This window comes from Hymenobacter sp. 102, assembly GCF_049949205.1.
GTDB lineage: Bacteria > Bacteroidota > Bacteroidia > Cytophagales > Hymenobacteraceae > Hymenobacter.
Genome location: NZ_CP188172.1, coordinates 4,330,101 through 4,349,841, shown reverse-complemented (window position 1 = coordinate 4,349,841; position 19,741 = coordinate 4,330,101). Strand labels below are relative to the sequence as shown.

Sequence of the window (19,741 nt, the reverse complement as noted above, 5' to 3'; positions counted from 1 at the left end):
GTCATTGCGAGGCGGAGCCGAAGCAATCCTTCCTTTACAAAGCGCAAAACGCTGAATGGCAAAAAGCCCCTAACGCCAACTCGGACGTCAGGGGCTTTCTGTTAGGTCAGCGTTTTGCGTTTTGAGAAGGACGGATTGCTTCGCTCCGCTCGCAATGACACTCACTCACTCACTCACTCACTCACTCACCGTAGCAATACCAGCTTGCCCCAGTCTTTTTTGAAGGCCCGGTCGGCGCCGGTGGCGCGCTGCTTGAACTGGTTGTCGGGGTCGTCGAGTACGACCCGGTAGAGGTAGGTACCGTTGGCCAGCCGGTCGCCGTAGTCATCCGTACCATCCCAGGCATATTCCGTGATGTTGTTACCGATACGCAATGGGCCCAGGTCGGCCATCATGATTTCCTTCACTACCCGGCCCGTCAGGCTCACAATCTGAATTTTCATGTTGCGCGGCAGTGTAGCACCGGTGAGCGTGAACACGAATTTCGTTTTGCTGGTGACAGGGTTTGGATATGGGAATACGTTGGTAATGGAAGATTCCGCAATAACTTCGAAGGTAATGCGGTAGGGCTCAGAAGCAGCCAGGTTGCCCGCGCCATCCTTGCCCTGTACTTCCAGCGTGTACACCCCGGGCAGGAGCGGCGCAGTGTTGCCGGGGCGGTAAGTGAGCGTGGCTGTGCCCCTGGCCGAATCGGCCACGAACTCAATACCAGCCGCGTTCAGGTTCACGGTAACCGGCGTGGTGCTCTTGGGCGGGGTCAGACTCAGGATGAAGTTGGAGCGGTTCTGAATGGGCCGCAGCTTATCCAAATCCCGCAGCTGCACGCTGATAGTAGGCTGAGGCGACACAATTTCACCATTGAGCAGGTGGCGGCCGTCGAAGGCTACATCCAGCACCGGGGGCGTATCCTGATTGGATACTTGAAAGGGCGGCAGGCTTAGCTCATTATTAAAGTAGTACTGCTCAGGCTGGCGGCGCGGGTTCAGCACTACCTCGCCCGAGAGGGTGCCGGTCAGCCCACGCACATCCATCTTCACCTCGTAGGTACGTTGCGAATGCGCTGTAAGGGCCGCTCCGGTCAGCGGGTAGTACCGCTCCCGGGGCAGCACGCCAGCCGTAGTGGAACGCAGTACGATGTAGCCTACCAGCGGCGCCGTAAAGTCGAAGTCGGCTACGTTCTGGAAGCTGACCGGCACCGTTACAGCACCGGTTTGCTGGGCCTGTTGAGTCAGCGCAGCGGCCGTAAGCGGCGTGGCCGACGGACGTACCACGCCCTCGGGCACCCCCTGATACGTCACTAGCCACTGTTCCAGCTGCGGCGTAACGCCCGGCGTAGCCTCGCGCAGCACCGCCTGCAGTTGCAGATACAGGTACTGCTTGGCCGAAATACCGCTGAGCGAATGCGCGCGGTTGACAACATTGGCATTGAGCACTACAGTAGCGCCCAGCGTATCAACGCCCAGCAGACGGAGCGTGTAGCCGGCGGTAGCGCTGGTGCGGATGGTGTGATATAGCGTTTCCCACCGCCGGGCTGGGCCGATGCGGGTGGAGGTGATGGTGGCCTCCTGCGTACCGGCATTGTAAGTCCACTGCCCACCGGGCACTGCTACCTCAATCCCGTTCCGCTCGTTGCGGCGGAACTGGCCAGGGTGGCTCTGTGACCAGCCGCCTTGGGTGCGGCCATTGAGTACGCGGAAAGAGCTAGTAGCCCAGTCGGCGCTTTCATCGCCCTGGGGCGTACTCAGGCGCACGCGCCAGTACCACACCACGCTATCCTTGCTAATAGATACTGGCAGCGTAGGCTGCCACTCCGGCACCATTACGGCGTTTAGCCTGGTGCGCTGCAGTACCGGGCTGTTAAACGTCTGAACCGTATCGGCTTCCAGGTCGTAGTCGCGGGCGGTAATAGTAGGTACGTTGCTCTGGGCCACCAGGCGCACGGCGCGGCTGCCCACAATGGCAAACTCCGGTGGGCTGAGCGTAGTAACCCCGCCCGTCAGGAAGCTATAGTTCAGCGTCGCTCGGTTGTTGGTTTCGTCCGATTCGGCAATCAGGTTATCGGGGTCGAGGTCAACCTGGAAGATGTTGGCCCCGGCCACACTGCCAGTAGCGGGGTTGGCGAGACTGAGCGTGTAGGTAGTATCCTGCCGGGCCTGGCGCACCGAAAAGTTGCTGGTGAGCGTGGTGCTGCCAAACGTGCGTGTTACCCGGATGGCCAGCTGACCGGTAGTAATGCGGCCGGGGTTGCTCACGCCGATTTTTAGCTCAAAGCGGGCCCCGGCCGTGGCGGGCACCACCGCGGGCGAAATCTGCAGACGGGCATCGGCCGTCTGGAAATCCGGCTGCAGCGGTGAGAACAGCTTCAGAGCCGGGTCGCCCTGCCAGATGGTGTTCATGAGACTGGCAATCTGCCGGTTGGATATATTACCCGATTGTAAACGCCGAATAGCCTCGCGCTGCACTTCAGCAACTGGTTTACCATACCAGTCGTTGTCGGCAAACAACAGTTTTACTACCTCGGTGTGCAGTTCATGTAGTTCTGCGGGAAAGCCCAAGTCAGAATCAGCTAAGAAGCCGATAATTCCTTTATCCTCAGCTAAGAGGTAGTTTTCTCCGCCAAACGAGCCCGCTGCCGTGAAAGCATTTCCCGCCGAACAACCACTTACATACCATATCGGATATTTGCCCTTGTTGATAAAACCCGTCGTTGCTTGGCGAATATCTGGAATATTAAATTCCAGGTTGTTTGGCCCCCCGTGCCCGTAATATGAGATGAAGCTGACACCGGCATTGAAATCGGGAGCCAAATTCAAGGTAGCTTCAGCAGGGAGAGTTCCTGGGAAAGTGATACGACGGTACAGTTTTACAACCTTGCCTGCAAATGGAGGGCTTTGTACATACTGAGCGTACGTATTCAGGTAGCCAGTGTATACCCGATCCTCATTTACATCGGATGGCTTGCTCCCAACGATATGCACCACGTTCTTCCGCCAAGGCTCAAAACCCAGAGCTTCGTGTTCTTTTAATTTATTCAGATAGTTCAGTACCTGTTGTGAAGTTTGCGCCGCAATGCGGCCCGTTACCATTCGGGGCCGATAGTCGCCCGACTGCCAATTCGCGGTGAAGAAGATATCCGATATGCCCCGGGTGCTAGCCGGTACAAGATTCAGTACCGGACTGGCACCAGAGCAGTCACCATATAATTGGGGGTATTGCCGGTGGTATGCTGCACCACCCAGAACTTTATCACAAGCAGTAGCTTCGCTTACGCCAAGGCCTTTGCCCAATAGCAGCAACGACTGTGGCCGGCTGCTGCCAGCCAGCATCCATTGCGCGAACTGCCGAATCCCCAAAGCAGATTTCTCTCCATAATGAAACTGGTCATAAAGCTGCTCGGAGGTAACAACCAGCGTATCCCACTTGCCACCCAGGGCCGAGGCGCGGTAGTCGGCGTAGGCCCGGACGGCATTCGGCACGGTTACGCCGCTGCTGGTAGCCGGCTTCATCAGCACCCGGCTGGAAACGATGATGAAGTTGTGCGCCGCCGGCGAGATGGTGCGGAACAACACCCGTTTGGCCACGGCTGGTACGAGGGCCCGCTCAGCATCGGCTAGTAGCAGGGTGCGGGTGCGGCCGTTGGCAGTAGTAAAAGCAAAGCGGCGTTGCGAAGCAGTAGCACCGGCCGTTCCTTCTACCCGCTGCACGTTATAAGGATCCGTCACATCATAGCCACGCAAGGCAGTGGCCACCGAATCCAGCTGATAGTAGGCGGGGCCCGCCAGCGTAGAGTCGCTGGAGAACAGCAGTTGCGTCCGGTTCCGGGGCCAATAGCTGTTCTCGGCGTACGAGATACGCAGGTAAGCTACCCGCGCCACGTCACCCCGCGACTGGTTGGAGGTAGTGCCCAGTAACTGCTTTACCAAAATAGTAATTCGTCCGTTGGCAGCCCGGTCGGTGGGTAAAAGCGCATAAGAACCACGCACAAAGTCGAAATTGGTAAACGTGAGTGTCCCCAATACGCGAGAGCCGCCGCCGGGCAAAGCCACGCTTACTTGGCTACTATGCTGTCCCGTGGAAGCTCCTACTACCTGAATATCGGCCCGCATGGCCTGAGCAGCGGTATTTACCCGCCACACAGAATCAATGAAGAAACCAGTATCCGTACCCCCAAACGTGTTGCTCATAAAGCCTTCCCCGCGTTCCGCCCAGGGCTGGTACGTGTTGAATTCGTCGTTGATGACATTGTAGCGGAACGACTGTACCTGCAGCGGCTTGCGGATGCGGCTGGCGTGGGGCGTGCCGGTAGCAGCTGGGTTGCTCTGCACCATCCGCTTGCCCGCCGCCGCATTCGACCACGTGAGGAAATACGCAGCCGTATCCGTGAACAGGCTGTAGTAGGGCTGGGCCTGGTCGGCCGGCGTCAGGTGCATGCCCTTGTCGAGGGCCGCATCATTGCGCTGGCCGAAGAACTCAATGAAGGTGCTGTTATCCAGCGCCGTCGCGTTGCCGCCCACGTGAATGGCCACCTCTTTACCCCGCCGCCACAACTGCAGCCGTTGCGGATTCACGCCGCTGATGCCGGCCCGCTGCAGGTATTGATAATCGAGGCGGTAGAGCCCGTCGCGGGCCACTTTGATTTTATAGTACTGCTGCCCGGGTACAATCCACTCGTTGCCATAAGGGCCCGATTGGGCGTAAGCCGCCGGAATACTCGCCACAACGAGCAGCACCAACAACCATAATTTCTGGTAAGCCTGTGTCATATGCTATATGCTGTATCGGTTACCAGTTGAGCGTTACCAGGTGCCAGTATCGTCCAGACAACTGACAACGCGCAACTGGCAACTCATTTAATACCGTAACCCAACGATACGATGATGGAAGTGGGCTGGGAGCGTTGGCCCAGCTTTTCTACGGCCAGACGGGTGAGGGCCATATCCAGGCGCAAACCGCTCAGGGCCAGTCCTACGCCCAGGCTGGGCTGCATTTTCCATTCCTCCTTGCCCGTGAACGACTGCACCTGCTGCAGGTTGCCCACGCCCCCGCGCAGGTACACCAGTTCCTTAAAGCCTACCTCCACTCCGGCGCGCGGGTCCAGGTTCACCACGCTTGACGATACCAGCGTGTTGCGCTGCCCGTCGGTGCTGATTTCCAGGTCAAGGGCGGGCTGCACCGTGAATTCGCCGGGCAGCTTGAAGCGGCGGCTGGCCCCCAGCACAAACAGTGGCAACGTAATTTCGGTACCGCCCCGAATGGTATCCAGCGCGTAGGCCGGGCCCGCAAACTCCTCCTTGTTGATGGTCCAGGAGTTATAGGTAGTGGTGATGTCGCGGGCCATCAGGGCCAGGCGCCAGTCGTTGCGGCGGTACTGCAGGCCGGCATCTACCCCAAACCCCACGGCGTTGGCGAAGGAGCCGATGTTGCGATAAATCAGCTTGGCGTTGGCCCCCACCTGCAGGCCTTCCACGTTCCCGATCTGGCGGGCGTAGGACAGCAGCAGGGCGTAATCGGCCACCGAGAAGTAGCGGATGTTGTTGTAATCGATGTAGCCGTACTCGTTTACCAGGTTGCGGGTATCGGCAATGTCGTCCACGCCCAGGCGCACTACGCTCACGCCCACGGCACTTTTGTCGTCCAGCTTCATGCTGAAGCCAGCGTAGTCGTTCTTCACGATGCCGGAAAACAACTCCGAGTGCATCAGCACGCCGTCGTACTTGGTTTTCTGGTTTACCAGCCCGGCGGGGTTCCAGTAGCCCGCCGTGGCATCGTCGGCCAGACTTACCTGCACTTTGCCCATCCCGAGGGCCCGGCCCCCTACCCCGATGTTGAGGAATTCGTTGCTGTACTTGGGCGTCTTATCCTGGGCCAGGGCAGGCGCAGCGGCCAGCACACTCGCGCCAAGGCCCATCAGCAGGGCCGCACTACGGGAAATGTGGAGCATAGAGGGTGTAATCAGATAGAAATCGGGGAAAAGGCCAGGAATGTGGCAGGAACGCAAGATACTCATTAATAGTGCGAGGCGGCGGCAACTTCTCCCCAAAAAGCCTGTAACGGCCGCGAAACAGTGTGTTTACCTTCTTCAAGTGCCCCAACGGATCCTGGCAGACGGCTGAAATATCCACGGCTGAAAATATATTTCATCAGGTACCTTGCGTTGCATAGTACCTTCTATTATATTTGTCTCATTCTTCACCGATATCTGCCTCAGCCCATGAAAGTCGAGAACACCCAAGTGCAGATGCGGAAGGGCATCCTGGAGTTCTGCATTCTGGAAATCATTGCCCGCGGCGAGGTGTACGCGTCCGATATGCTCGAAGAGTTGACTTCTGCCCGCATGATTGTGGTGGAAGGCACGCTCTACCCGCTGCTGACCCGCCTCAAAAACGCCGGTCTGCTGGACTACACCTGGAAGGAGTCGACCTCCGGCCCGCCCCGCAAGTACTACACCCTCACCGCCGACGGCCAGGAATTTCTGCACCAGCTGCGCCTGACCTGGGAGGAAGTCCAGGATTCCATCCGCATCATCCGCCAGAAGCCGCGCACTCCGGATGCGGTTTCGCCCGCTGGCCTCGAGGTGGCTCCGCCGGATGCCCCCTCCGCCCCGGACCCGCTGCTGTAGCCCCGCGCAGCCGCCCCCTACCAGTTATTCTTGACTAGTTGCAGCACTGAGATGAAAAAGAACATCAGCATCAACCTTCAGGGCATGATCTTCCACATTGAGGAAGACGGCTACGAAGTGCTTAGCCGCTACCTGGCGGAAGTGAAAGCCCACTTCAGCGGCTACCGCGGCCACGAGGAAATTGTGGCCGACATTGAGAGCCGCATTGCCGAGCTCTTCGCCGCCCGCCTTTCCGGCCTCAAGCAGGTCATCACGCTGGAAGACGTGGAAGCCATGACCGCCAAAATGGGCCGCGTGCGTGACTTTCAGTCGGCCGATGACGCCGAGGACGACGAGGAACTGCTGGCCGAGGCCGTAGCCGCTGGCTCGGCTCAGGGCACGTACGCCGGTAGCGCCCGCACCCGCACCACAGCCAACGAAACGGCCGACGCTACCGAGGAAGCCGGCCCCAAGCGCCTGTACCGGGACATGGCCAACCGCAAAGTGGCCGGGGTAGCTGCCGGTCTGGCCCGCTACTTTGCCATCAACCCCATCTGGCTACGTCTGGGCTTCCTGTTCCTGTTCTTCGTCATCCCCGCCGTGTTCGATAACACGCCTCTGAACAGCGTGAGCGAGCGGATTGCCGGCATTACGTTTCTCTCCTACGTTGTGATGTGGATTGTGCTGCCCAAAAAGTACGATGCCACCCCTTCCGATGAGGACCCGGTATTCAAGAAGCTCTACCGCGACACCGACAATGGCAAGGTAGGGGGGGTATCGGCTGGCCTGGCCGCCTACTTCCGGGTAGATGTGGTGGTGATTCGGGTGGTGTTCCTGGCCCTGCTGTTTGCCGGCAGCCTTGGGTTCTGGCTCTACGTATTACTGTGGATTCTCTTGCCGGAGGCGAAAACCGCCTCCGACAAGCTCCGCATGCGCGGCGACGCCGTAACGCTGTCAGCCCTGGATGAAAACCTGCGCAACAACCCCTACGCGGCCGGTTCTGAGGCCGGCCCGGTGAATAACCGCCCGGTGGGCACTTTCCTGGAGGACTCCTTCAGCAACGTGCGGCCGGTTATCAACGGCATCGGCTCCATCATTCGGGTGGTGGCCGGGGGCATCCTCACCCTCACCGGCTTTAGCCTGCTGCTGGCCGTGGTAATGGCCCTGGGTGTTGGTCTGGGCATCATTTCCTCTTCCGACGACCTGGATTTTGGCCCCCTGCAGCCGTTCCTGCTCTTCAATGATATTTCGGTGTGGGCCGTACTGTCGTTTTTCCTGGTGACGGCCATTCCTGCCCTGGCCCTACTCCTGATGGGTGTAGGTTTGCTGCTGCGCCGCTCGATTCTCAGCCGCACGGCCTCGCTTACCCTGCTGGGCTTGTGGCTGCTGGGTGTAGTTGGCAGCACGGTAGCAGGCATCCGGATTGGCCGGGAGTTTCAGCGGGTGGAAGAAGTAACGCAGACTACCACGCTGGGCGGCCTCACTAAGCCTACTCTGGTGCTGGAGCGTCGGCAGCTGAACAGCGGCGAATGGGTTGATCTGGATTTAGTGGGTATTGATAGTGCCCAGGCCCCGCGGTTGGAGCGCATTATCTCGGCCAAAGGCTCTTCCGACTCCATTGCCCGCCGCAACGCCGCTACCTCTACCCAGCACACCCTGCGGATTCTCAATGATTCCACACTGAGCATCGACGACCACTTTACCTTTCAGCCCAGCGCCAAATTCCGGGACCAGGACATGCAGCTGCGCCTGCTGCTGCCCCAGGGCCGCCGGTTCCGCATGACGGAAACCTTTGCCGACTGGCTGAACGACGAAGATTACGTGAACGGACAGGCTCCTTACCACCCCGAAAACTTCGTATTCCGTATGAAGGGCAACAAGGTGGAATGCGTAAACTGCCAGGAAAGTGACCTGCGTGGCCGCGACGAAGACACAGACAGCTCCGACCGGGACGACTACGAGGAAGGCCGCTCTGACTCGGACGTAAAACTGAACTTCGATAGCATCGAGCCCATTAATACCGATGAAGATTCCTACGGCTCGGAACGCCAGACCTTCAACGAATCCGGCTTCGACCACCTGACCATTGTGGGTGGTTACCGGGCCCTCATCCGCCAGGGCAGCACTTTCAGCGTGCGGGCCGCCGGCCCCGATCGGGCCCTCCGCGACCTGAGAGTAGAGCGCGACGGTGACAAGCTGACCATTGCACCCCGGAATCGGGACCTGTTCGACTCCGACCGCGGTGATACGGATGACGTGCTGCTTACCATTGAAATGCCCGAGTTGAACAACCTGGAGCTGGTAGGCGGCACCCACGCTGAGGTAAGCGGCTTCGGTACCGGCGACCTGCGGGTGCAGCAGGCTGGGGGCAGCCAGTTCCGCTTCCAGGGCAACCTGCAGGAGCTGAAACTGGACCTGGCCGGGGGCTGCCAGGCTGCCCTGCAAGGCAACGCCGACCGCCTCAACATCAGCGGAGCCGGCGCCTGCGAAGTAGCCGCCGAGGATTTCAACGTGCGGGAAGCCGATGTGGACGCAGTGGGCGCGACCAAAGTACGCCTGCGGGTAACCGAGGAGCTGAAGGCCAATGCCATCGGAGCCAGCCTCATTGAGTACAGCGGCCGTCCCCGTAATGTGCAGCGCGAAGCTATTGGAGCAGCCAGCATCCGCTCCCTGGAACGGTAACCGGCCCATGGTTCGGCGGCTCCCGAAAAAGCTGCCGAACCAAAAACCGCCACAGGTAGCGGCAGGCTGATACTCCGTCAGTTACCGTGCTTCCAACTGCAACCCTGTGGCTTTTCATGCGTTTTACATGTTGGAAACTGAATATTACTGGAACAGTTCTTGTTCAGACAACCAATGGTTGATTTCCAGCATCTACTGATTAAGCTAGCATAACCGCACTACTGGGTCCATTTGTGAGTGAAAAGGTGAGACCCGAAGGCAGCCCCGGCCTACCCTCCTGCTGCAACAGGACGGCCGGTGCTGCCTTCAATGCTTCTGAACAGTGGGTTCTGTATCACAAAAAAGCCGCTTGCCTATGTATAGGGCAAGCGGCTTTGGGTTTTTTGGCCCCGTGAACTACTCCCTTCCTACGACGCTCAGCCCCTTGCGCTGACCCAGTTCAAGCAGTAGCGGAAAAGCCTCTTCATACTCATTGCGCACCTTCCCTTCCAGAATGGCTTCCAGCAATGCCTCCTTCAACTCCCCCACCTCCCGGCTGGGCTTGAGCCCGAAGGTTTCCATAATGACTTCGCCGGTAATAACGGGCTTAAAGTTGCGCAGGTGGTCCTTCTCCTCCACTTCCTTCAGCTTCTGCTCCACCACATCAAAGTTGCGCAGGTAGCGGGCCACGCGCTGGTGGTCCTTGCTGGTAATATCGGCGCGGCAGAGCAGCATGAGGCGGTCAATGTCGTCGCCGGCCTCAAACAGCAGGCGGCGCACGGCCGAGTCCGTCACAATTTCCTTCACCAGGGCAATGGGCCGCAGGTGCAGGCGCACCAGTTTCTGCACCTGGCGCATTTCCTCGCCCAGCGGCAGTTTCAGGTCGGTGAAGATGCCGGGCACCCAGCGTGCCCCTTTGTCCTCGTGGCCGTGAAAGGTCCAGCCCACGCGCTTGTTGTAACGCTTGGTGGCGGGCTTGGCAATGTCGTGCAGAATGGCCGCCCAACGCAGCCACAGGTCGCCGCCGGCGGCCACCACGTTATCGAGCACCTGCAGAGTGTGGTAAAAGTTGTCTTTGTGCGCGTGCTGGCCCACCTTCTCCACGCCCTGCAACTGGGCCATTTTGGGAAAGATGAGTTGCAGCAGTCCACAGCTGAACAGCAGCTTGAAGCCGTAGCTGGGCTTCGGCGCCATAATAATCTTGTTCAGTTCAGTGGTAATGCGCTCCTGCGAAATAATCCGGATACGCTCCTTATTGCGGGCCAGCGCGTCAAACGTATCGGGGTCGATATCGAAATTCAGCTGGGTAGCAAACCGGATGGCGCGCAGCATGCGTAGCGGGTCGTCGGAGAACGTAATGTCAGGGTCCAGCGGCGTACGGATGATTTTGCGCTGCAAATCACCCATCCCGTCGTAGCGGTCCACCAACTGGCCGTAGGTATCGGGGTTCAGGCTTAGCCCAAGGGCATTGATGGTAAAGTCACGCCGGGCCAGGTCGTCTTCGAGGGTGCCCGCTTCCACTTCGGGTTTTCGGCTCTCGGCCCGGTAGCTTTCCTTGCGGGCACCCACAAATTCCACTTCAATTTCGGGGGTGGGCAACATGGCCGTCCCGAAGTTTCGGAACACCGTTACGCGGGGTCGGCCGGGCAGCTTGCGTCCCACCGTCTGAGCCAACTCAATCCCGTCGCCCACGCACACCACGTCCACGTCCTTGCTTTCCCGGCCCAGCACCAAATCCCGCACGTAGCCCCCAATCACGTAGGCCGGGTAGCCCAGCTCACCGGCGGCATCGGCAATGGTACGAAATAACGAGAGGTTAGGTAATTGGGGCTGATTCATACTGCAAAGGTAGCACGAGCTACCTGATGCCCCGCCCCGCCATCAAAAACGAAAAGCTCCTCCAGGCTTATGCTGGAGGAGCTTTCCAAGAGTTGCTGTGAAGCAGAATTACTGCTTGGCGGGAGTTTCTTCAACTACCGTAGTGGTAGTTTTCTCCACTACTACGGCCGTATCACCAGCGGTGGGGGTCGTTTCCTCCTTTACTTCGGCAGCAGCCTTGTCGGTAGCGTTTTCAACGGCGTCGCCGGCTTTCTCAGCGGTGGCGGCGGCATCGTTGGCGGCGCTTTCGGCGGTAGCCTCAGCGTTTTCCTGGGTCTTTTCCGAGCACGAAGCCAGGGCGAAAGGAGCAAATGCGGCTAGAACGAGCAGGGATTTGAAGGAGAATTTCATGGCAAAAAGTCAACTAATGTGGTGGTGATCTTGAATTCGGGGATTCATTCCGGCCAGGCCCAAAAGGTAACCCGCCGCCAGGTCGCTTTTATTCAGAGTTGGTTGCTGTCAACTACTTCCTTCCTTGAATATCAACTTAGCCCCGGAGCACCTCCAATCCGCCATCGGGCAGCACCCGCACCACCCGCGAGGGAGCCGAGCGGGTCTCATCGTCCTGCCGCCAGTTCACCACGTAATCCACCTTCCGCACCAGTTCCGGGTTGACTTCACTGAACACGGTGGGCGTGGGCTCCCCGCTGATATTGGCGGAGGTTGAAACTAACCCGTGGCCCAAACGCCGGATAACCAAGCGGCAAAACTCATCCTGCTGCACTACACGCAGGCCAATGGTTCCGTCCGGTGCCAGCAGATTCTGGGCTAATTGGCGGCTGCCCGGCACCACGTAGGTAGTGGGCCGCTCCTGCCGGGCCAGCAGTTCCGACAGATTAGGTGGCACCACTTCGGCGTAGCGGGCAAACATCTGCTCATCAGCTACCAGCACAATGCAGGCTTTTTCGGCGGGCCGGTTCTTGAGCTTATACACCTGTTCCACGGCCCGGGGCAGTTCGGCGTCGCAGCCCAGGCCCCACACCGTGTCGGTAGGATATAGAATCACCTGTTGCATAAGCAACGCGTCCACGGCCGCATCTACTTCCTGACGAAAGAATTTCATGACTGACTCTCTGCTATACGATTACTTAATAGTCTGGCAAAGCTCTACCAGTACGCCATTGGCTGATTTCGGGTGCACGAAACACACCAGCTTGTTATCGGCCCCACGCTTGGGTTCTTCGTTGAGCAGTTGAAACCCCTCGGCCCGCAGCCGGGCCATTTCCGCCCGAATGTCATCCACCTCAAATGCCACGTGGTGAATTCCTTCCGGCTTCTTGTCAAGATAGCGGGTAATGGCGCTGTCGGGCGAGGTGCCGGCCAGCAGCTCAATCTTGGAGCCGCCCACCTGAAAAAACACCGTATCCACGGCCTCAGAGGCTACGTGCTCCTTTTTATAGGGCTTCTGGCCGAGCAGCGACGTGTACAAAGCGGTAGCCGCTTCCAGATCTTTAACGGCGAGGCCTAAATGTTCAAGGTTGGTGAGCATTAGTTAGTCGAGAAGGACGAAACTGCCATAGCGCGGCTTCGTTGGTTTTGTTCTACTTTTGCAGGTACAAATGTGGGAAGAAAAGAAAACCTGTTGATCAGTTTTTGTGTTCTACCTGCGAATGATTCTCCGCTGAAACCAGATACCCCGAGCCATGCTCAAGCTACCTATTTACCTCGACAACAACGCCACCACGCCCCTCGACCCGCGTGTTCTGGAGGCCATGATGCCGTACCTGACCGAGGTATTCGGCAACGCGGCTTCGCGTAACCACCCATTTGGCTGGGCCGCTGAGGAAGCCGTGGATTACGCCCGCGAACAGATTGCCGGCCTGATTAACTGCGACCCGAAGGAAATTATCTTCACCTCGGGCGCTACTGAGTCGGACAACCTCGGCATCAAAGGCGTGTTTGAAATGTATTCCCAGAAGGGCAACCACATTATCACCGCCACCACCGAGCACAAAGCCGTACTCGATACCTGCAAGCACATTGAGAAGCTGGGCGGCCGCGTGACGTATCTGCCCGTTAATGCCGAAGGCCTCATCAGCCTGGAAGAGCTGGAAGCCGCCATGACGCCGGAAACCATTCTGGTAACCATCATGTACGGCAACAACGAAACCGGTACCATCCAGCCCATCCGTGAAATTGCCGCCATTGCCCACAAGCACGGTGCGTTGTTTATGACGGACGGCACCCAGGCCGTCGGCAAAATTCCGGTGGATGTCATTGCCGATGGCATCGACCTGATGGCCTTTACGGCGCACAAAATGTACGGTCCCAAAGGCGTTGGTGCCTTGTACGTGCGTCGCAAGAACCCCCGCGTGAAAGTTACCGCCCAGATGGATGGTGGCGGCCACGAGCGGGGCATGCGCTCCGGTACGCTCAACGTACCCGGCATTGTGGGCCTGGGCAAAGCCTGCGAGCTGGCCAAGCAGGAAATGGCCGCCGATACGGCCCGCCTGAGCGCCATGCGCGACCGGCTGGAAAAAGAGCTGCTGACCCTGGAAGAAAGCTACGTGAATGGCTCGGTAGAACACCGCCTGCCCCACGTGGCTAACATCAGCTTCAAGTATGTGGAAGGCGAAGGCCTGATGATGGGTGTGAAAGACCTGGCCGTATCTTCCGGCTCGGCTTGCACCTCGGCTTCGCTGGAGCCCTCTTACGTACTCAAAGCCCTGGGCCTCAGCGATGACCTTGCTCACAGCTCCTTGCGCTTCGGCTTGAGCCGCTTTACTACTGATGAGCAAATTGACTACGCCATCAACCACGTAAAAGAAGCCGTTACCAAGCTGCGCGAAATGTCGCCCCTGTGGGAGATGTTTAAAGAAGGCATCGACCTGAACTCCATTGAGTGGGCGGAACATTAATAGAGGGAATGAGGGCAGGAGGGTGTGAGGGTATGCGTTTGATACCTTTTCGCCTCGTAGCCCTCCTACCCGCTTACCCTCACAACCTCATACCCTCCAAAAATCATGGCTTACTCCGATAAAGTAATCGACCATTACAGCAACCCCCGCAACGTGGGTACGCTGGACAAAAGCAAAAAGAACGTAGGGACCGGGCTGGTAGGTGCACCTGAGTGCGGCGACGTGATGCGCCTGCAGATTGAGGTGGACGAGACTACCAACACCATCACCGACGCCAAATTCAAAACCTTCGGCTGCGGCTCGGCCATTGCTTCATCGTCGTTGGCGACGGAGTGGCTGAAAGGCAAGACGGTGGATGAGGCCCTAGCCATCGACAACATGGAGATTGTGGAAGAGCTGGCTCTGCCACCCGTAAAAATCCACTGCTCGGTACTCGCTGAAGATGCTATTAAATCGGCTATCAACGATTACCGCGTGAAAAACGGTCTGCCGGAGTTGGAAATGCCCAAGTCACACCACTAATCCGGTAGTTAGAAGAAAGGAGCTAGAAGGTAGAGTGTCTTTCCCTCGTGGATAGTCGCTCTATCTTCTAGCTCCTTTTTTATCTCCTTATTTCTAGCTTCTACAAACATGGACCTCTCCCCTACTGACGTACACGTTGAAAGCGCGCGGATACAGCGGCAGATAGAAGACTATCTGGGATTGGGTGCGGGCAATCTGCTGTTTGAATTCCGGCAACTGGATGGGCTGACGCGCCTGGACCTGATTACGGTGAACCCTCGTCACCACCAAAGCTTTCTGTTTCGCTACGAGATGGGCCGCGACAAGCTGGACGCACTACGTCGGATGTTGACGTATGTACAGCGGTTCCGTGACGAGGAAAGCTCCTACACCATACAGTGGCGCACCCGGGGTGACAAGGAATTGCAGACTTCTTATTTCCGGGCGCATAACGTGTATGAGGCCCTTGATAAGCTCTATTACGGCCGCGACCTGACGACCATTACGGTCTTTAGCGTAGTGTTGAATCCAAGTTCTTAGAATGTTTCTGAACAAGCACCGTATCTTTGCTGTTCTACAGATGACATTTTCTTTCAGACTTCGTTTCAACAGCCTGAATTAGCCTTTTTTCGCCATGATTACCGTTTCTGATAAAGCCAAGGAGAAAGTTGAGAAGCTCATGCACGATGCAGAGCTGGATTCTACCTATCGTTTGCGGGCCTCCGTGGCGGGCGGCGGCTGCTCCGGCCTGAGCTACAAGCTTGACTTCGACAACGAAGTGAAGCCCATGGACCAGGAATTTGAGGATAAGGGCGTGAAGGTAGTGGTAGATATGAAGAGCTTTCTATACTTAGCCGGCACCCAGCTGGATTTTTCTGATGGGCTGAATGGCAAGGGATTTTACTTTGATAACCCAAACGCTTCCCGCACCTGTGGTTGTGGGGAAAGCTTCTCGGTATAAATCCAAGGCATAGATTTCAACAAAGGCCGCACTGCATATGCAGTGCGGCCTTTGTCGTTTATCGGAGCTTCATAATAAGAAGCTATGCCTATCAGGCAAGATTGTAGCAAGGCATTCCTTGTATTACCTTCTACTGCAGCCTTATGTTTCAGCTGTCTAGCACACCCTATGAAACGATTGTAGGCGCGCTTTAACAAGGCTTCAGAGGGGCTAGATACCGTTGATGCGGGAGTCACCCTGCATCAACTCATCCTAACCGTAGCAGACGCGAAAGTGGCAGTTAAAGCTCATGTTCACGAGTCCGTCATAGCCACACCGGCCATCGGTATCTACCTTCACCGGCACGTCTATTTTGCCTCGAATAATGGCTTGTACTGTTCCTGGCAATTTGAAATGATTTGGTGTACACCTACCCGCCGCGCTTGAACAAGCACGGTGGTTTCTCCCTAGCTCCGCACTCGTGTTTGCCCCGCACCCAGCGCAGGCCGAAGTCCGATTCGTCCAGTCCAACGGCCCTTTGCAAGTCCGTTGGTACTGGGCAGAGCTGCTGCAAACGCCGCCGTAAACAGAGGTAGAGGTTGTTGACTGAACCGCACGCTCAAACCGGTCAGCCAAGCCCTGTTAAAGGCTGTCAAATCCAAAGCAAACAGGCGCAAGTGGCACTGAAATTTGGCATCTGAAACTTTGGCGTTCTTGTATTAGCTGTTAATGGATAGCATACTAGAAAGTCACACCACCAATCATTTGGCTCTGCTTCCGAAGCCCTCTGAATAGTTGAACAGTTGATATAAACAAAAAAGCGTTTCCTGAATGCAGGAAACGCTTTTTTTGAAGAAATAGCGGGGTATCAGCTACCCTACTTTTTCGTGATGCGGCGGGTAACTTTTGCCTCACCCGAACCAACCGTCACCATGTAGGTACCTGGCTGCAGGCTCGTCATATTTAGCTTACTGTCGTTACCGATCCGCTGCGTGCTGATAACACGGCCGGTCATGTCAGTAATTACGGCGCTTACGCCAGCGGCCGAGCCTCCCATATCAACAGTGAGCAGGTCTTCCACTGGGTTTGGGTACATCGTTACATCACCCGAGCTGAGGAAGTTCACCGTTACTGTAGAGCTGAAGCTGCTGCTGCCGTCCGTATCTACCTGCTTCAGGCGATAGTATGATACTCCATTCAACGGCTTGCTATCAAGCTCGGCATACGTGCTGGAAGTGGAGGTAGTGCCTTTACCTTCCCGCACCAGAATGGTTTCGAAGGTGCGGCCGTCGCGGCTACGCTGTACTTCAAAGTGCTTATTGTTCAATTCTGAAGCAGTCACCCAGTTCAGAGCAACTTGGTTGCCTTTTACTTTGGCCGAGAAGGACACTAGCGTAACTGGCAGGGGCGAAGGAGCAACAATACCAGGGATGGTGTTCGGTACAGGCGGCGACAAGTAATTCTCCGCTCCGATTACGCTCACATTGAAGCTATTGTCAATGTTATTGTATTCGAAAGTGTAGAAGTAGTAAGTCGTACCCAGGTCCAAGCCGTCAATTACCACCGTCTGGTTAGCGCCGGAGTACACCGCGTAATAGCCGGGAGCAATCTGTGGGCCTTGGCCGTAGGTCTGATTGCCTGTCTGGTACGATACCCCATCTGAAGGCTGGTTAGCCGCTGGCAGTTCAGAATTGGTGCTGGCCACAATCAGACGACCTTCTCCATACCCCAATTGCGCATAGTTAGCCGGCAGGTTAAAGCTTACCGTAGCTGTAGTGCCGTTTCGTACTACGGTAGCATTGCTCCGCAACGTCGGCTCTGTGTCAATGGAACGGCCTGCCAATTGGTCATTCGCGCCAAAGGATTGCACCGATTTATTAGCAAAGTCATTGCTCTGGAATTGTAGCGTCGACTGGGCTGTACCGAGATAAGTGGGCTTGTAACGCACGTAAATCGGCTGGTTGATGGTGTAAGTCGTCGAGTTGGGCGTCAATACTACCGAGTTGGAGAAAGTCACGTTATCGAGTGACAGTTCAAACTGAGGAGTATTACCAGGATTCAGCGGGTTAGTAGACAGTACTTTAGAAATAGTTACTGGCTGCAAAACGCGCTGAGCATTAATCATGAGCGACTGAGAAGCCGACACCGTATTGATTACGACGTTACGTACTTCCTGGAAGGCGTTCATAATTTGAATTGACGGCTCACTGGTACCTGCGACGGGAATACCCTGAGCTACTGCGGGGCTGCTGGTGTTCAGGATCAGCGAAGACGTAGTGAGTGCGGACGGCGGGATGAAGCGTACGTAAATAGTAGTGGCCGTCACATCCGAGCCCGAATTGCGAGCCACTACAATAGAGTTACCCGTTACCGTGCTGCCTCCAAACGTAGGATCCTGCGAAACCTGGAAGTACTGCGGAGCTGATACCGTAATATCCTGCAGTAGGTTAGAGCCTGACAAGGTATACGATTGAGAAGCTGAAGGAACACCTGGTACAGTCGAGAACTGGTTGAGTGTGCCTGAAGCGTTAATTACCGAGTTGTTACCGGTGCTGTTGGCCGTAATGGATACTACTTGATTTTGAGCACCCGTGCTCGAAGCAGTAATCGAACCATTAAAGGGGCCGCTGGCAATCGGGCCGGTCAGCTGCACCTCAATCGTGCGGGTAGAAACAGTACCATTGACAGGATTGATGGTCAGCGGACCGTTAGTAAAGCTGCCACCAGCCGAAGCATCGCGGAACACTATGTTGTTGTTGGAACCCGTCAGCACCAGCGGAGCCGTTAGGTTTCCCGCATTAACAGAGAAGCTCAACGTTTGGGCCGAGCCCGTAGCCGAAACTGTTCCGAAATCAAGCGAGGATGGGTTTACTACAATAAATGGACCAGTAGGCACCGGATTCGCCTGACCGGTAACAGCTACTGAGGTCGACGCATTGGGTGTGGTAATATTGATTGCAGATGAGTATGAACCGGCCGTAGTAGGTTGGAACACTGCCTCAAAAGTGAAACCTGCATTTGCATCAGCAGGCGTCACCACAATAGACTGCGAAAACGAATCCGAAGCAGTACGACGTACCTGGAAGCCCGTAGGAGCTGTTACAGTTACATTGCTTACCACGTTAGTACCAGTCACAGTTACAGTCTGCGAAGCTGTAGTCTGGCCTACGAAAGTAGTACCGAAATCCAGTGAAGCAGGCGTAGCAGCCAGAGTCGGCACCGTGCCGTTACCCGTCAGATCCACTTCCGCCGACGGCACGCCAGGGCTGCTCACCACCAAGGTACCGTCTGCCGGACCGGCAGCAGTGGGTGCAAACCGCACCTGAATGCGGGTACTGGGAAGAATACCGTTCGTGGTGGCCAAGGTCAGCGACTGAACATAAGAACCGGAACCGAACACCCGAATCTGGTAGCCGGCCGGCGCCGTCAATGATACGTTACCCGTCAGGTCTTGGCCGCTTACGCGAACTACCTGCTGGGTGCTGTTGGTACCAACAGCCACGTCGCCAAAGTCCAGAGCCGAAGGAACAGCCGTAACCACGCCGGTAGTAGTACCCGACAGGGTCACATCGTCAATCCGGTAGTCACCCGTGGTGTTGGAAGTATTGTTAATCCGGATGAAGCGGATAGCCACGTAAGGGTTGCCAATGGCGTTGCTAGGCAAGTTTACGGTAGCCAGCCCCCAGCCGCCCGCCGAACCGGGAGCGTACGTGAAAGGCAGGTTTGTATACGAATACGAAACGTTACCATTGGTATTGGATACTGTGCCAATACCCAGCTGCACCCGGAAACGCTGGTTACCGGCAGTTACCGCCGTACCAGTAAAAGCTCCGGCAGGAGCGTTCAGTTGAAACGTCAGTGAGGCTGACGAAAAGCCAGCAGTGCTGATGGAAGCAATAGAAAAGATTGAGTTTGTACCCGAAGTGGGAGCAAACAAAATGTTTGGGCCAGCCGACCCAGTACTAGGATTAGCTAACGAAAGTACTGGCAGTGGGGAGCCAGTTGCCTGATACGAAAAGCCTTTTTCGTTATCATTATCGAAACCCAGGTTCGACTCATAAGAGTCTACGGACTGCCCTTCGGTGGCAGTAGAACCCATTGCTTCCACGAAAGTCTGGGAATAGCCCAGTCCCGGCAGTAAGAGCAGGATCCACACTACGAAGAGTTGAAGCCAGCGCTGTGGCTTGTCAACTGCACTGTAAGGTTTTTTCATAGTTATGTGAAAGAGGAAATGTTTCTGAAACAAAAAGATATGTGTGAGTCAGCAGCTGCTTATTAGCTGACCAATCTGCCGGGGTTTACGGA

Annotated in this window: 13 protein-coding genes; 6 read left to right on the top strand and 7 right to left on the bottom strand. The window is 56.6% G+C overall.

All coding sequences use genetic code 11. The annotated features are described in order from the left end of the window. Window positions 1-185: 185 nt before the first annotated feature. Together ACN19L_RS18750 and ACN19L_RS18745 are read right to left on the bottom strand one after the other, a co-directional pair. Complete coding sequence (locus ACN19L_RS18750; protein ID WP_426490987.1) at window positions 186-4,763, bottom strand: C25 family cysteine peptidase; 4,578 nt, start codon at window positions 4,761-4,763, stop codon at window positions 186-188. An 83-nt stretch (window positions 4,764-4,846) separates the two neighbouring features. Then, window positions 4,847-5,941 carry a PorV/PorQ family protein gene (locus ACN19L_RS18745; protein WP_426490986.1) on the bottom strand — a complete coding sequence of 365 codons (1,095 nt, stop codon included), beginning with the start codon at window positions 5,939-5,941 and terminating at the stop codon, window positions 4,847-4,849. A gap of 270 nt (window positions 5,942-6,211) precedes the next feature. Here ACN19L_RS18745 and ACN19L_RS18740 point away from each other — a divergent pair, with 270 nt between their 5' ends. Next, entirely contained in the window at window positions 6,212-6,619 is a 408-nt protein-coding gene (locus ACN19L_RS18740) for a PadR family transcriptional regulator (protein ID WP_426490985.1), read from the top strand. 51 nt (window positions 6,620-6,670) lie between these two features. Continuing rightward, window positions 6,671-9,280 carry a PspC domain-containing protein gene (locus ACN19L_RS18735; protein WP_426490984.1) on the top strand — a complete coding sequence of 870 codons (2,610 nt, stop codon included), beginning with the start codon at window positions 6,671-6,673 and terminating at the stop codon, window positions 9,278-9,280. A gap of 396 nt (window positions 9,281-9,676) precedes the next feature. Here the strand turns inward: ACN19L_RS18735 and ACN19L_RS18730 are convergent, their stop codons facing one another. The 4 genes from ACN19L_RS18730 to mce form a co-directional block, all read right to left on the bottom strand. Then, the gene (locus ACN19L_RS18730) at window positions 9,677-11,098 is read right to left on the bottom strand and encodes a CCA tRNA nucleotidyltransferase (RefSeq protein WP_426490983.1); all 1,422 of its coding nucleotides are present in this window, start codon (window positions 11,096-11,098) and stop codon (window positions 9,677-9,679) included. 108 nt (window positions 11,099-11,206) lie between these two features. Beyond that, the gene (locus tag ACN19L_RS18725; protein ID WP_426490982.1) at window positions 11,207-11,488 is read right to left on the bottom strand and encodes a hypothetical protein; all 282 of its coding nucleotides are present in this window, start codon (window positions 11,486-11,488) and stop codon (window positions 11,207-11,209) included. Window positions 11,489-11,624: 136 nt separating this feature from the next. Continuing rightward, entirely contained in the window at window positions 11,625-12,200 is a 576-nt protein-coding gene (locus tag ACN19L_RS18720; RefSeq protein WP_426490981.1) for an L-threonylcarbamoyladenylate synthase, read from the bottom strand. Between the two features lie 21 nt (window positions 12,201-12,221). Further along, a complete protein-coding gene (mce, locus tag ACN19L_RS18715) occupies window positions 12,222-12,626 on the bottom strand; it encodes a methylmalonyl-CoA epimerase (RefSeq protein ID WP_426490980.1) in 405 nt (134 codons plus the stop codon). A 154-nt stretch (window positions 12,627-12,780) separates the two neighbouring features. Between mce and ACN19L_RS18710 the strand changes: the two genes are divergently transcribed. From ACN19L_RS18710 to ACN19L_RS18695, 4 genes are all read left to right on the top strand, one after another. Next, a complete protein-coding gene (locus tag ACN19L_RS18710; RefSeq protein ID WP_426490979.1) occupies window positions 12,781-13,995 on the top strand; it encodes an IscS subfamily cysteine desulfurase in 1,215 nt (404 codons plus the stop codon). A 105-nt stretch (window positions 13,996-14,100) separates the two neighbouring features. Then, window positions 14,101-14,517, top strand: coding sequence for a Fe-S cluster assembly scaffold IscU (gene iscU / locus ACN19L_RS18705; protein WP_188558280.1), 417 nt, complete (start codon window positions 14,101-14,103; stop codon window positions 14,515-14,517). A gap of 108 nt (window positions 14,518-14,625) precedes the next feature. Beyond that, on the top strand, window positions 14,626-15,036 hold the full coding sequence (locus ACN19L_RS18700) for a hypothetical protein (protein ID WP_426490978.1): 411 nt from the start codon (window positions 14,626-14,628) through the stop codon (window positions 15,034-15,036). 94 nt (window positions 15,037-15,130) lie between these two features. Further along, window positions 15,131-15,457, top strand: a complete 327-nt coding sequence (locus tag ACN19L_RS18695; RefSeq protein WP_171589552.1) for a HesB/IscA family protein — start codon at window positions 15,131-15,133, stop codon at window positions 15,455-15,457. Between the two features lie 856 nt (window positions 15,458-16,313). On the opposite strand, the gene ACN19L_RS18690 is transcribed toward ACN19L_RS18695, so the two are convergent. Beyond that, complete coding sequence (locus ACN19L_RS18690; RefSeq protein ID WP_426490977.1) at window positions 16,314-19,649, bottom strand: choice-of-anchor D domain-containing protein; 3,336 nt, start codon at window positions 19,647-19,649, stop codon at window positions 16,314-16,316. Between the last annotated feature and the right edge of the window lie 92 nt (window positions 19,650-19,741).